The 12,150-nt window shown below is 67.3% G+C and carries 11 protein-coding genes; 7 read left to right on the forward strand and 4 right to left on the reverse strand.

Annotated elements, in window-relative coordinates; all coding sequences use genetic code 11:
* Positions 1 to 2 precede the first annotated feature (2 nt).
* Both C5O79_RS17025 and C5O79_RS17030 read left to right on the forward strand, forming a co-directional pair.
* Positions 3 to 899 (forward strand): dihydrodipicolinate synthase family protein, encoded by an 897-nt coding sequence (locus C5O79_RS17025; protein ID WP_122477143.1) that lies wholly within the window; start codon positions 3 to 5, stop codon positions 897 to 899.
* Positions 896 to 1,603 (forward strand): MOSC domain-containing protein, encoded by a 708-nt coding sequence (locus tag C5O79_RS17030; RefSeq protein ID WP_122477141.1) that lies wholly within the window; start codon positions 896 to 898, stop codon positions 1,601 to 1,603. The genes C5O79_RS17025 and C5O79_RS17030 overlap by 4 nt, the downstream gene beginning before the upstream one ends.
* A 37-nt stretch (positions 1,604 to 1,640) precedes the next feature.
* On the opposite strand, the gene C5O79_RS17035 is transcribed toward C5O79_RS17030, so the two are convergent.
* Entirely contained in the window at positions 1,641 to 2,405 is a 765-nt protein-coding gene (locus C5O79_RS17035) for an SDR family oxidoreductase (RefSeq protein ID WP_046548758.1), read from the reverse strand.
* A 401-nt stretch (positions 2,406 to 2,806) separates the two neighbouring features.
* On the opposite strand from C5O79_RS17035, the gene C5O79_RS17040 reads away from it, so the two are divergent.
* Positions 2,807 to 3,514, forward strand: a complete 708-nt coding sequence (locus C5O79_RS17040) for a YceH family protein (RefSeq protein WP_047851368.1) — start codon at positions 2,807 to 2,809, stop codon at positions 3,512 to 3,514.
* 91 nt (positions 3,515 to 3,605) lie between these two features.
* Here C5O79_RS17040 and C5O79_RS17045 read toward each other — a convergent pair whose 3' ends face one another.
* Positions 3,606 to 4,871, reverse strand: coding sequence for a hypothetical protein (locus C5O79_RS17045; RefSeq protein ID WP_122477561.1), 1,266 nt, complete (start codon positions 4,869 to 4,871; stop codon positions 3,606 to 3,608).
* On the reverse strand, positions 4,871 to 5,320 hold the full coding sequence (locus tag C5O79_RS17050) for a hypothetical protein (RefSeq protein WP_236862348.1): 450 nt from the start codon (positions 5,318 to 5,320) through the stop codon (positions 4,871 to 4,873). Before C5O79_RS17050 ends, C5O79_RS17045 begins: the two co-directional genes overlap by 1 nt.
* A 403-nt stretch (positions 5,321 to 5,723) precedes the next feature.
* Here C5O79_RS17050 and C5O79_RS17055 point away from each other — a divergent pair, with 403 nt between their 5' ends.
* The 3 genes from C5O79_RS17055 to C5O79_RS17065 all read left to right on the forward strand — a co-directional run bounded on the left by C5O79_RS17055 (position 5,724) and on the right by C5O79_RS17065 (position 9,022).
* Positions 5,724 to 7,040: a lipase family protein gene (locus C5O79_RS17055; protein ID WP_122477138.1), complete on the forward strand. Its 1,317-nt coding sequence runs from the start codon at positions 5,724 to 5,726 to the stop codon at positions 7,038 to 7,040.
* Between the two features lie 197 nt (positions 7,041 to 7,237).
* Complete coding sequence (locus C5O79_RS17060; RefSeq protein ID WP_122477135.1) at positions 7,238 to 8,368, forward strand: 3-deoxy-7-phosphoheptulonate synthase; 1,131 nt, start codon at positions 7,238 to 7,240, stop codon at positions 8,366 to 8,368.
* 225 nt (positions 8,369 to 8,593) lie between these two features.
* Positions 8,594 to 9,022 carry a PRC-barrel domain-containing protein gene (locus tag C5O79_RS17065; protein ID WP_122477132.1) on the forward strand — a complete coding sequence of 143 codons (429 nt, stop codon included), beginning with the start codon at positions 8,594 to 8,596 and terminating at the stop codon, positions 9,020 to 9,022.
* Positions 9,023 to 9,114: 92 nt separating this feature from the next.
* On the opposite strand, the gene dapF is transcribed toward C5O79_RS17065, so the two are convergent.
* On the reverse strand, positions 9,115 to 9,939 hold the full coding sequence (gene dapF, locus C5O79_RS17070; RefSeq protein WP_122477130.1) for a diaminopimelate epimerase: 825 nt from the start codon (positions 9,937 to 9,939) through the stop codon (positions 9,115 to 9,117).
* 327 nt (positions 9,940 to 10,266) lie between these two features.
* Here dapF and C5O79_RS17075 point away from each other — a divergent pair, with 327 nt between their 5' ends.
* Positions 10,267 to 11,757 carry an alanine/glycine:cation symporter family protein gene (locus tag C5O79_RS17075; RefSeq protein ID WP_046548753.1) on the forward strand — a complete coding sequence of 497 codons (1,491 nt, stop codon included), beginning with the start codon at positions 10,267 to 10,269 and terminating at the stop codon, positions 11,755 to 11,757.
* The last annotated feature ends 393 nt before the right edge of the window (positions 11,758 to 12,150 follow it).

The raw sequence follows: 12,150 nt of genomic DNA on the forward strand, positions 1-12,150 counted from the left end.
TCGTGTCCATCCTGCTGAAAGGCATCATTGCCTACCCGGTTACGCCGTTCTCCGCTGACGGCGGCGTCGACCTGAAAACGCTCGACGCGCTGATCGAGCGGCTGATTGCCGACGGCGTCCACGCGATCGCGCCGCTGGGCAGTACCGGCGAAAGCGCGTACCTGTCCGACACCGAATGGGAGGCGGTCGCCTCCGCGTCGATTCGTGCGGTGCGCCGACGCGTGTCGACCGTCGTCGGCATTTCCGATCTCACCACCGCGGGCGCGGTGCGTCGCGCGCGCTTCGCCGAACGGGCCGGCGCCGATGCGGTGATGGTGCTGCCGGTGTCGTACTGGAAGCTCGCCGACGACGAGATCGTCGCGCACTATCGCGCGATCGGTGCTGCCATCGGCATTCCGATCATGCTGTACAACAACCCCGCGACGAGCGGTGTCGACATGTCACCGGACCTGATCGCGACGATCTGCCGGACCGTCGACAACGTGACGATGGTGAAGGAGAGCACCGGCGACATCGGGCGGATGCACCGGCTCGCGCAGCTGAGCGACGGCGCGATTCCGTTTTACAACGGCAGCAATCCGATGGCGCTTGCCGCGCTTGCAGCGGGCGCGGCCGGATGGTGCACGGCCGCGCCGAACCTGAATGCGGCGTTGCCGCTGGCGCTGTTCGACGCGATGCAGGCGGGCGATCTCGCGCGGGCGAGGTCGGTCTTTCATGCGCAGTTGCCGCTGCTGCAGTTCATCGTCAACGGCGGATTGCCGGTGACCGTGAAGGCCGGGTTGCGCCTGCGCGGATTCGACGCGGGCGAACCGAGGAAGCCGCTGATGCCGCTCGGCGACGCGCGTACGCGCGAGCTCGAACGCCTGCTCGCGGCGCTGCCCGACGGTGCGGCGACATGAGCGATGCGACACGGCCGCTGATCTCGGCCGCCATCGGCGCGGTGCGGGTCGGCAAAAGCCGGCCGCTGGCCGGCACGCCGCACGCCAGCGCGATCGACAAGCAGCCGGCAGGCGTGCGTCTGTGGCTGGGCACGCTCGGCTTCGCCGGCGACGAGCAGGCCGATGCGCGGCATCATGGCGGGCCTGACAAGGCGGTGCACCACTATGCGCACGATCACTATGCGTGGTGGTCGGAGCAGATCGGCGCGCGCGACGTGCTCGCGCAACCGGGCGCGTTCGGCGAGAACCTGTCGACGCACGGCGTGACCGAGCACGACGTGTGTCTCGGCGATGCGTTCACGCTGGGCGGTGCCGTGCTTCAGGTGTCGCAGTCGCGGCAGCCGTGCTGGAAGCTCAACGCACGTTTCGATCATCCGCGGATGGCCGCGCTCGTGCAGCAGAGCGGCCGGACCGGCTGGTACTACCGCGTGCTGCAGGAAGGCTGGGTGGAATCGGGTGACGTGCTGACGCTGCATGAGCGCCGCTACCCGCAATGGCCGCTGGCGACGGTGCTCGATGTGCTGTACCGGCGCACGCTCGACATGGCCGCGCTCGATGCGCTGTACGAAGTCCCGAACCTGCCGCCCGGCTGGCGCACGATGCTCGAAAGGCGCCGGACGGAACGGCAGGTCGAAGACTGGACGAAGCGACTCGAAGGACATTGACGGGCCGTGTGTCCTTGTGTTTTTGTAGCCGCGTGACTCAGTGGCTCGGCAGTTCCCGCACGTCGGCCGTCGGCACCGAGCCGAATGCGTCGCTCAGTGCATAACCGATCAGCTGTCGCGCGGCCGCCTCGGGCGTCGCGAGCGCGCCGCTCGACTTCAGCTGGTCGAATTTCTCGCGCATCGGGAAGTTGTCTTCGCTGGTCGAGCGGATCGTCGCCTGCATGCCCGTATCGACGACGCCCGGCGCGACGCTGCAGATCCGCAGCGCGCGGTTCGCGTCGAGCGCGACTGCGCGCGCATGGTGATCGAGTGCCGCCTTGGTCGCACAGTAGACGCTCCAGCCCGCGTACGCGTTGCGTGCCGCGCCGCTCGACACGTGCAGGATCCGGCATTCGGTCGTGGCCGATGCCGCTTGCGCGAGCGCGGCCGACAGCATCAGCGGCGCCGCGACGTTCACGCCGACCGCGCGCGCGACGATCGCCGGGTCTTGCGCAGCGAGCGGGCCGATCGGATCGACGATGCCCGCGTTGTTGAACAGCAGCACGATCGACGCGCCGTCGACGAAGCGGCGCAGCGTGTCGCCCGCCAGCCAGGCCGCGACGGCCGACGTATCCGACAGGTCGAGTTCGATTTCGGCGAAGCGGTCGCTGGCCTGTGACGCGAGCGACGGATGGCGGCTGCGCGACACGCCGAGCACGGCGACGCCTTCCAGCAGCAATTGTTCGGCGAGCGACGCGCCGAGGCCGCGCGTGTGTCCGGTGACGATGGCGCGTACGTGCGGTGCGGAGGAGGATGCGGTCATGGCGATGAACGGGGCGAAGGGGTGAACGGATGAGTGGCGTCGACGAGCGGCGCGCATGCGTGGCGGCATGGCGTGCGTGACGGGCGATGCGTGGTACTGCGTGCGAAGGCGGTTGCGCGGCGCCGCAGACGCCGGGGTGACGCATATCGTAGCGCCCGCATGCGCGGCGTGCAAACGCCCCCGTGCGTGCGGACGCGGAATCCGCTGTGCCATGCGTATCCCACGCCGCGCGGCACCCGCTTGCCGATACGTTGGACGAAAGCCGGCTGCGGCAAGTGCGCGCGCCGGCACGTCGCGCGGCGCCGGGCCACGCGACGCGAGCTATCATATGGCTCGCCCGTGCGCGATGCCGGACGGGCCGCGATCGTTTCCCTTCACCTGCTGCACGCTGCGACGCCACCATGAACACCACGCCGGATACGCCCACGCCACGCGCCCTTCGCGAACTCACGCCCCTCGAGGCCCGCATTCTCGGTGTGCTGGTCGAGAAACAGCACACGGTGCCGGACACCTATCCGCTGTCGTTGAATGCGCTGACCGCGGGCTGCAACCAGAAAACCGCGCGCTCGCCGGTGATGAACGTCAGCGAGGATGAGGTCACGACCGCGCTCGACGGGCTGAAGCACCTGAGCATCGTGATGGAAGGCAGCAGCAGCCGCGTGCCGCGTTTCGAGCACAACATGAACCGCGTGCTCGGCATTCCGAGCCAGGCGATCGCGCTGCTGACGATCCTGCTGCTGCGCGGCCCGCAGACGGCCGCCGAACTGCGCCTGAACAGCGCGCGCCTGCACGGCTTCGCCGATATCTCGTCGGTCGAGGCGTTCCTCGACGAACTCGCGGCGCGCACGCAGCCGCTCGTCGTCCGGTTGCCGCGTGCGCCGGGCGCGCGCGAGAACCGCTGGATGCACCTGATGTGCGGCGAAGTGAACATGGCCGATTTCGCGAGCGCGGATGCCGGCGGTGCGGATTCCGTGCCGCCTTCCGAATTCGAAGCGCTGAAGGCCGAACAGAAGCGCCTCGCGGATGAAGTGGCGCGGCTGAATGCGCTGGTTCTGCGGATGGCCGGCGAGCTGGGCATCGACGTCGATGCGCAAGGCGACGCGGGCTGATGTAGATGGCGGCGGTGGCCCGCCACTGGATGGCCACGTCGCAGCACAGCCGGGTCGGGGTGCGTTGCGGGGACTACCCGCACCGCCGCCGTTACTTCAGCTTGACGCCCGGTACGAGATAGCGCGAACCGCCCGGCTTCAGGATCGGCGCCAGCGCCTCAAATGGCGCATCGAGTTGCGGCCCGAGACAGGCGCCTGCCGCGTGGCCAATCCCGGATACGGCGAACGACAGCTTGCCGGGGGCATCGAGCTCGAACGCCAGATATTCGGGGAACACGTCGGCGCACGACAGCGAATCGCCTTTGCCGTCCGTCACTTGCAGGCCGTGTGTTGTCTTGTCGCGCAATCGCGTAATGAAACCCGCCAGCGCGGGGCTCGTTTCCGGATTGCCGTCCTTGCCCGCCGCGGTTGCGTCGATCACGCGGTTCCAGTCGAGGTACGCGCCGCGCAGTAGGTCGAACGTGACAGGATCGTAGTGATTGTCCGGGTACGCGCCGCCGCAGAACAGGCTGCCCGATTCCACGATACCCATTGCCGCACGCGACAGCCACGTGACCGTCACTTGCTCGTCGTCGTAGCCGCCGAGCGATCCGGATGCCGACCCGTCGTCGCTATAGCGCGTCGATGCGCATTCGAGCGCCGCGAGACTCATCTGCCAGTGCCGTTGTTCCAGCAGATGGTTGACTCGCGCCATCACGGCCGGATCGGGGTATCGGGTCAGCCGCGGATATGCGAGCACCGTGCGCGTGTCGCTCCACATCCGGTACGCGACCGTGCTGTCGCCGATCTCCGGGCCCACCGGCCGTGCATGCCCGGCAAGCTTCAGCGTGGCATACGGCGCGTGCTGCATATCGATGTCCGCGCTGCGCGCGATGCCGCTGCCGACACCACTCCCGGACACGGCAGTGATCGCTTCGACGGCGCCGGGCGCGACTGCGTCGGGATCGTATGCGGCGACGCGGCGCAACGCGAAGGTGCGTGACTTGCCAGAGCGCGCATCGGTCCAGCGGCCGCGATAGCCGGCCTTGTCCCGCGTGCCCTGCCAGGTGGCTGCGGCATGATCGAAATCGGCTTGCTGGCCGAATCCCAATGGGCTGCGCGCATCGTCCGGCAACTGCGTTCGCGCGAGCGGTTCGACCAGTTCCGCAGGCGTGCCGTGCAGCGGAATATCGACGCCGTGCTGCGCATAGAAGTAGCGGCCCGAGATCGAACCATCCGCAGCCGGGCGATCGTCGAGTTCCATCACGACGGCGCCGGCGCCTTGCAGCGTTCCTTCGTAGACCGTGCGCGGCGCGGCATCGACGCAACCCGCGCGTAGCGCGATCAGCGCCAGTACGACCCGGATCATCGGGCGCATCACCAGCGGCACCCGGTCTGTTCGGACGCGTCGACGTCCAGTACCCTGCCGAACGCTGTCTGCTTGCCGGTGCGCGCGCTGGTATAGGTCATCGAATAGATCATCGCGCCCTGCGACATCATCTCGTACCGTCCATTGATCCTGCCGTCGACCATCTCGACCCAGGTCGTCGTGAACTGGTGCGGGCGGCCCTCGGCGATCACTTCCTCGTCCACGTGCTCGACCACCAGCGGCAGCGCCGTTTTCGCTTTCGCATAGCGGACCATGCCGCCCGACCAATCGATGGCATCGTCGTAATAGGTGCGCATTTCGAAGCGCACCGGTTTTTCGCCCTCCGACTTGAAGCAGTACACCTCGGTGGAGACCTTGGCGAACGCGGGCAGCGACGCGCAGAGCAGCAGGGCGGCATACGGTTGGCGGATGGCACGGAGAAGTTCGGAGACGGTCATCGTGGCGTGTCGGTTGGGCAGGGATCGATCGGTTATGGACAGTCGGCGTGCGGCGCGGCCGGCATCGCACGACGTGGCCTTCGGTACCCGACAGCCGTGATCGTACGGCACTTCGACAAAACGCGGACAGTCGGCAGAATCGCCGAAGCGACTCGGCATCGCGCGCCGACGGGTTTAGACGTTTACCTTCAAACAACGGAAAACGCCCATCGAGTGCGTGCTCGTTGTGCTTCAATTCATCCGGTTTGTACTCCTACTAAAACGACGAATTCAGAACAGCCCGGATTGCTAATTCACAGGAGACAGTCGATGGCTCGGAACCGGTTTTGAAGCAGCACACACGGTGGTCTGCAACACCGCGAACTTCCTTCGATGAAAGCAGGTTATCCCAGGGGCCCCAACCATGTCCTCCAGACGTTTCATGATGGCCGCGGCGGCAGTATCCGCCACGCTGGCCATTGCTACTCCGCTGGCCGGCGCCGCCGCGCCGACCGTATCCGACCCGTTCTACACATACACCGGCGCGACGCCATTGGCATCGATTCCACCGGGCACGGTGCTCAAGACGCGCAACGTCGTCTATCACGTGGCCGGCATCCCCACCGCGCTGACCGCGCAGCAGTTGCTGTATCGCACCAATAATGCGCTGAACCAGCCGGTCGTCAACGTGACGTCCGTGATCCGGAGCCAGGTCAGCAACGGCCAGGCCATCTCGTACCAGTCGGCCTACGATTCGCTGAACCCGTACGACGAGCCGTCGCAGGTGATCGCCGGCGACCGTGACGTGACCAAGGTCATCAATGTCGGCACGCTGCTCTACAGCGCGGAATCGATTCCGCTGTCGACACTGCTGCTGCTCGGCTACAACGTCATCGTGCCCGATACGGAGGGCCAGACGGCCGACTTCGCTGCCGGCCCCGAATACGGAATGACCACGCTCGATTCGATCCGCGCTGCGCTCAATACGCCGTCCACGGGCCTGAACCCGTCGAGCAAGGTCGCGATGATCGGCTATTCCGGCGGCGCGATCGCGACGAACTGGGCCGCTCAGCTCGCGCCGAGCTATGCGCCCGAGATCAACAGGCAGCTCGTCGGCGCGGCGGAAGGCGGCGTGCTGGTCGACCCCGCGCACAACCTGCGCTACGTCGACGGCAGCATCGTCTGGGGCGGCGTGGCCGCGGCCGCGCTGGCCGGGCTGTCGCGCGGCTACGGCTTCGACCTGACGCCTTATCTCAGCGATACCGGCGTCGCCGTGCTCAAGGACATCCAGAGCCAGTCGCTCGCGTACATCCTGCCGAAGTACACGGGGCTGCACTGGGGAACGCTGTTCAAGCCGCAATACGCGAGCGACATCAACAGCATTCCCGTGTACGTGACATACGCGAACAAGGTGAATGCGGGATTGGCCGCATCGCCGACGATTCCGATGTTCATCGGCCAGGGCACGGCGGGTGCGCTGGACGGCACCTTCAGCAGCCAGATGGGCGATGGCGTGATGATGGCGTACGACGTGCGCGCGCTGGCGCAGAAGTTCTGTGCCGGCGGCACGCCGGTCACGTACAACGAGTATCCGCTCGAACATGCGGGCGCGATCGTGCCGTGGGTGGTCGGCATGCTGCCGTGGCTCTACGACCGTTTCAACGGGAAAGCGGCGCCGAGCAATTGCTGGCTGACGTCGATGCTGCCGAGCAATTCGCTGGCGCCCGAGACGCTGCACTAGCCGCCACGCCGCGTGTGATGCGGCGCACGGCCGGGCGACCCTTCGCGGGTCGCCTTTTTCTTTTCGCCTGTTGATCTGCGTCGCGCGGCCGCCATGCAGCCGCGCCCGCTCCCCCGCCGCGACCCGCCACCGTCCGGCGCGGGTGCCATAATCGAGCCTGCCCATCATTCCAGACAGACGTCCCCCGGAGAATCACCATGCAGAACCTCGACAATCCTTCCCACGATCGCGAGGTAGGCAGCGCCGACGCGACGCAGGACACCACGCGCATCGACGACGTCCGCATCGGCGCCGTGCGCCCGCTGATTTCCCCCGCACTGCTGCTGGACGAGCTGCCGGTGCCGGCCGCCACGCAGGCGCTCGTCGAGGATACGCGCCGCGCGATCGGCGACATCCTGCACGGCCGCGACGACCGGCTGCTGCTCGTCGTCGGCCCGTGTTCGATCCACGATCACGACCAGGCGCTCGATTACGCGCGCCGCCTGAAGGCGGCCGCCGATGCGCTGAAGGACGACCTGCTGATCACGATGCGCGTCTACTTCGAGAAGCCGCGCACGACGGTCGGCTGGAAGGGCTACATCAACGATCCGCGCCTCGACGGCAGCTTCCGCATCAACGAAGGGCTGCGCGCCGCGCGGCAACTGCTGCTCGACATCAACGCGCTGGGCCTGCCGGCGTCGACCGAATTCCTCGACCTGCTGAGCCCGCAGTACATCGCCGACCTGATCGCGTGGGGCGCGATCGGCGCGCGCACGACCGAGAGCCAGAGCCATCGACAGCTCGCGTCGGGCCTGAGCTGCCCGATCGGCTTCAAGAACGGCACCGACGGCGGCGTGCAGGTCGCGTCCGACGCGATCGTCGCGGCAGCGGCGAGCCATGCGTTCATGGGGATGACGAAGATGGGGATGGCCGCGATCTTCGAGACGCGCGGCAACGACGATGCGCACGTGATCCTGCGCGGCGGCAAGAACGGGCCGAACTACGACGCCGAGCATGTCGAGGCGAGCTGCGCGGTGCTGCGCAAGGCCGGCCTGCGCGAACAGGTGATGGTCGATTGCTCGCATGCGAACTCGAACAAGTCGCACGAGCGGCAGATCGAGGTCGCGCAGGATCTCGCTCGGCAATTGGCGCAGGGCGAGCATCGGATCGTCGGCGTGATGGTCGAGAGCCATCTCGAGGCCGGGCGCCAGGACCTGAAGCCGGGCGTGCCGCTGAAGTACGGTGTGTCGATCACCGATGCGTGCCTGAGCTGGACGCAGACGGAGCCGGTGCTCGACGTGCTGGCGGAGGCGGTGCGGCACCGGCGCGTGTATTCTCGCAACGCGTGACGGCGGCGATGTACGCGATTCGCTGCGGTGTCCGTAATGTCGCCATCACAAGGGGCGCCTGACAGCGACTGCGTCATCACGTCCAATGCAGCGTTTCGCGAGTGGCGCTAACATGGGCCGGTGTGATGCGTCGTACAGAGGCCTTCTCGTTTCACGCGGCGCATGCACGGAGGCGGCTTGGCCGGCCGCCGACACCGACAACAATTCACCGGAGTGCATAACAGCATGGCTTTCTACAAGACCCTCATCGCAGCAACCGCCCTCGCCTCGAGCGTCAGCGCGCACGCACAGATCGCGGGCGCGCAGCCGATCAGCGTGACCGTCGAACAATCGCAGGCGCTGCTCGAAGGCTGGAGCGTGAAGAAGAGCGTGCTCGGCAAGGCCGTCTACAACGACGAGAACCAGAAGGTCGGCACCGTGCGCGACCTGATCGTCGCGCCGGACGGCTCGGTATCGGCGGCGATCGTGTCGGCCGGCGGCTTCCTCGGCGTGGCCGCGCACGACGTCGCGGTGCCGATCGCATCGCTCGACGTGCGCAACGGCAACATCTACCTGCCGGGCGCGACGAAGGATGCGCTGAAGGCGACGCCCGCATTCCAGTACGCGAAGGTGCCGTCGCCGCCGAAGCCGAAGAAGCTCGACGACAAGCACTGAGCCAGCACGGATTGGCACGGCCCGGCGCGCAATGCGCCGGGCTGGGTCCGGTCGGCCGCGCGCCTGCGAGGCGCGTCCGCCGGCCCGGGCCGTCAGGCTCCGGGCGTCTGCTCGCCCAGCCAGTTTCCGCTGAACCCGAACGCGACCGGCCCGCTCAGAAGCACACTGCCGGCACCATCCCAACGCACCGTCACGTCGCCGCCGTCGCATTCGACGCGCACCGACGCATCCAGCAACCCGCGCCGGATGCCATTGACGACCGCCCCGCACGAACATGATCCCGAACCGAGCGGCACGCCGCCGCCGCGCTCCCAGATGCGCAGGCGAATATGCGTGCGATCGATGACCTGAACGAAGTGCACGTTGGTTTTCTGCGGAAACAGCGGATGCGTTTCGATGGTCGGGCCGAGCGCCGCGATATCGATCGTGCGCAGATCGTCGACGAAAAGCGTGCAATGCGGATTGCCCATGTTGCACGCGGCAGGGGCGCCGGGCAGCGGCAACGCGAGCGTGTCGAGTGCCTCCGCGAGCGGCACGTCCCGCCAGCCGGTGAGCGGCCGGCCCATCTCGACGGTGATCAGGCCGTTGGCCTCCGTCGAGCACTCGAGATACCCGCGGCGGGTTCGCAGCACGAGCGATGACAGGCCGGTTTCCCGCATCAGTTGCCACGCGACGCCGCGCGTTGCGCTGCCGCAGGTGTCGAGCGGCGAGCCGTCGGCGTTCCAGAACGCGACGCGGGCTGCTGCGTCGTCGCAGTCCGACACGACCGCGAGCTGATTGAAGCCGATGCCGCGCTTGCGGTCGCCCATGCGTTGCGCGAGGTTGCCATCGATCGCGTGCGCGTGATCCTGACCGCGCAGGTCGACGATCGCGAAGTCGTCGCCGTTCGCGTGCATCTTCCGAAATCCGATTGGCATGGCGATTCCTGTATCGAGGCAGGCGAACACTGTACGGTGCGCGCCGGCCGGGATCAATGCCGTTCGGGCACCGCGGGGCGCAGCGCCGGAAGATTCAATCAGCCCGACGCACGGCGGGCTGCCAGATTGACGATCACGTCGTTGCGACGCCGTCCGGACGCGTCACGCGCCGCTAGGGGGACACCCCGATTCCGAATGAAATCGTAAGGCATGTAATATAAATGAAAGACAAATTCGGATTTGTCCGTAGTCGTGACGCCCGTTCGCTCGCGTAACGGATCCGACCGTCCGCCCACGCGTCATTCGCACCTTCAACAGAAACGCCCCATGGAACAACTCGTCGATTCGCTCAACGGTGTCATCTGGAGCCCCGCGCTCATTTTTCTCTGTCTTGCAGCGGGGCTGTACTTTTCGCTGCGCACGCGCTTCGCGCAGGTTCGCCACTTCATCGAGATGCTGCGCCTGATGCGGGGCAGCAAGGCCTCGGCGGAAGGCGTGTCGTCGTTCCAGGCGCTGGCGATGTCGCTGTCGGGGCGCGTCGGCACGGGCAACATCGCGGGCGTCGCGACGGCCATCACGTTCGGCGGCCCCGGCGCGATGTTCTGGATGTGGCTCGTCGCGTTCCTCGGCGCGAGCACCGCGTTCGTGGAATCGACGCTGTCGCAGATCTACAAGGTGCGGCGCGAAGGGCAGTATCGCGGCGGCCCCGCGTATTACATCGAGAAGGGGCTCGGCATCCGCTGGTATGCGGTGGCGTTCGCGATCGCCACCGTGCTCGCGTGCGGGCTGCTGCTGCCGGGCGTGCAGGCGAACGGGATCTCGTCCGCGATCGAGAATTCCTTCGGCATCGCGAAGCCCGTCACCGGGGCGGTGCTCGTGCTGCTGCTCGGCATGATCATCTTCGGCGGCGTGAAGCGGATCGCGCGCGTCGCGGAGATCGTCGTGCCGTTCATGGCGCTCGGCTACATCCTGATCGCGTGCGTCGTGATCGCGCTCGACATCGAGCGTCTGCCGGGTGTCGTCAGGCTGGTATTCGAAAGTGCGTTCGGCTTCGAGGCCGGCTTCGGCGCGGTGCTCGGCATGGCGATCCAGTGGGGCGTGAAGCGGGGCGTCTATTCGAACGAAGCGGGGCAGGGCACGGGCCCGCACGCGTCGGCGGCCGCGGAAGTGACGCATCCGGCGCAGCAGGGGCTCGTGCAGGCGTTCTCGGTCTACGTCGATACGCTGTTCGTCTGTTCGGCGACGGGTTTCATGATCCTGATCACCGGCGCGTACAACGTGGTCGCGCCGGGTGGCCGCGCGCTGTTCTCGGGCGCGGCCGGCATCGAGGCCGGCCCCGGCTACACGCAGATGGCCGTCGAATCGGTGCTGCCGGGCTTCGGTGCGGCGTTCGTCGCGATGGCGCTGTTCTTCTTCGCGTTCACCACGATCCTCGCGTACTACTACATCGCGGAAACCAACGTCGCGTACCTGAGCCGTGCGCGCAGCAGCGCCGCCGGCACGTTCGTGCTGCGTGCGGTGATCCTGCTCGCGACGCTGTACGGCGCGGTGAAGAGCGCGAGCGTCGCATGGGCGCTGGGCGACATCGGCGTCGGGTTGATGGCGTGGCTGAACATCGTCGCGATCCTGTTGCTGCAGAAGCCGGCGCTCAAGGCGCTGCGCGACTACGAGGCGCAGAAGCGCGCGGGACGCGAGCCGACGTTCGATCCGGCCGCGCTCGGCATCGCGAATGCGACGTTCTGGGAGAAGCCGGCGGCGGCAAGCGGCACGCGCGACGGCCGGGCGGAGCCGGTCGCGGCAGCCGAACGGCAGTCGTAGCAACGCATCCCGTGGCGCTGCACCGTCTGCGACGGCGGCGGCGCGCGATGCGGGATTCATTCGTTTCACACCAGCGGCCGGCACATCTGTTGCCGGCCGTTTTGCATCGTGCCGCGCCGGGCGGGCCGGCGCGTTTCCCGCTCCTTCCGATGGGTTGCATGAATTTGTGCTTGCCGTGACATGCGATCAATCAGACCGTAGCGGCTCGCAGGAGCCTGCTGGTAATACGGCGAGGATGTGGGCGGGATCGCGGCCGCAGCCGTCGACGCCGAACTTCTATTGGCAGGTGGGTCGTCGGATTCGAGATGGCGTGCTCCGCCGTGAGCGCGCTACGGACAACAGATCATACCCACGATCGATGTTGTCTTGTTCTACGGCGGCGCCCAGCCGCTT

The sequence above is a fragment of the Burkholderia sp. SRS-25 genome (assembly GCF_004343765.1).
GTDB classification, from domain to species: domain Bacteria; phylum Pseudomonadota; class Gammaproteobacteria; order Burkholderiales; family Burkholderiaceae; genus Burkholderia; species Burkholderia contaminans.

Excerpts from the sequence above, each read along its gene's own strand:
- C5O79_RS17030 (WP_122477141.1), top strand. The coding sequence starts at position 896 with ATGAGCGATGCGACACGGCCGCTGATCTCGGCCGCCATCGGCGCGGTG.
- C5O79_RS17035 (WP_046548758.1), bottom strand. The coding sequence starts at position 2,405 with ATGACCGCATCCTCCTCCGCACCGCACGTACGCGCCATCGTCACCGGA.
- C5O79_RS17040 (WP_047851368.1), top strand. The coding sequence starts at position 2,807 with ATGAACACCACGCCGGATACGCCCACGCCACGCGCCCTTCGCGAACTC.
- C5O79_RS17045 (WP_122477561.1), bottom strand. The coding sequence starts at position 4,871 with ATGCGCCCGATGATCCGGGTCGTACTGGCGCTGATCGCGCTACGCGCG.
- C5O79_RS17050 (WP_236862348.1), bottom strand. The coding sequence starts at position 5,320 with ATGACCGTCTCCGAACTTCTCCGTGCCATCCGCCAACCGTATGCCGCC.
- C5O79_RS17055 (WP_122477138.1), top strand. The coding sequence starts at position 5,724 with ATGTCCTCCAGACGTTTCATGATGGCCGCGGCGGCAGTATCCGCCACG.
- C5O79_RS17060 (WP_122477135.1), top strand. The coding sequence starts at position 7,238 with ATGCAGAACCTCGACAATCCTTCCCACGATCGCGAGGTAGGCAGCGCC.
- C5O79_RS17065 (WP_122477132.1), top strand. The coding sequence starts at position 8,594 with ATGGCTTTCTACAAGACCCTCATCGCAGCAACCGCCCTCGCCTCGAGC.
- dapF (WP_122477130.1), bottom strand. The coding sequence starts at position 9,939 with ATGCCAATCGGATTTCGGAAGATGCACGCGAACGGCGACGACTTCGCG.
- C5O79_RS17075 (WP_046548753.1), top strand. The coding sequence starts at position 10,267 with ATGGAACAACTCGTCGATTCGCTCAACGGTGTCATCTGGAGCCCCGCG.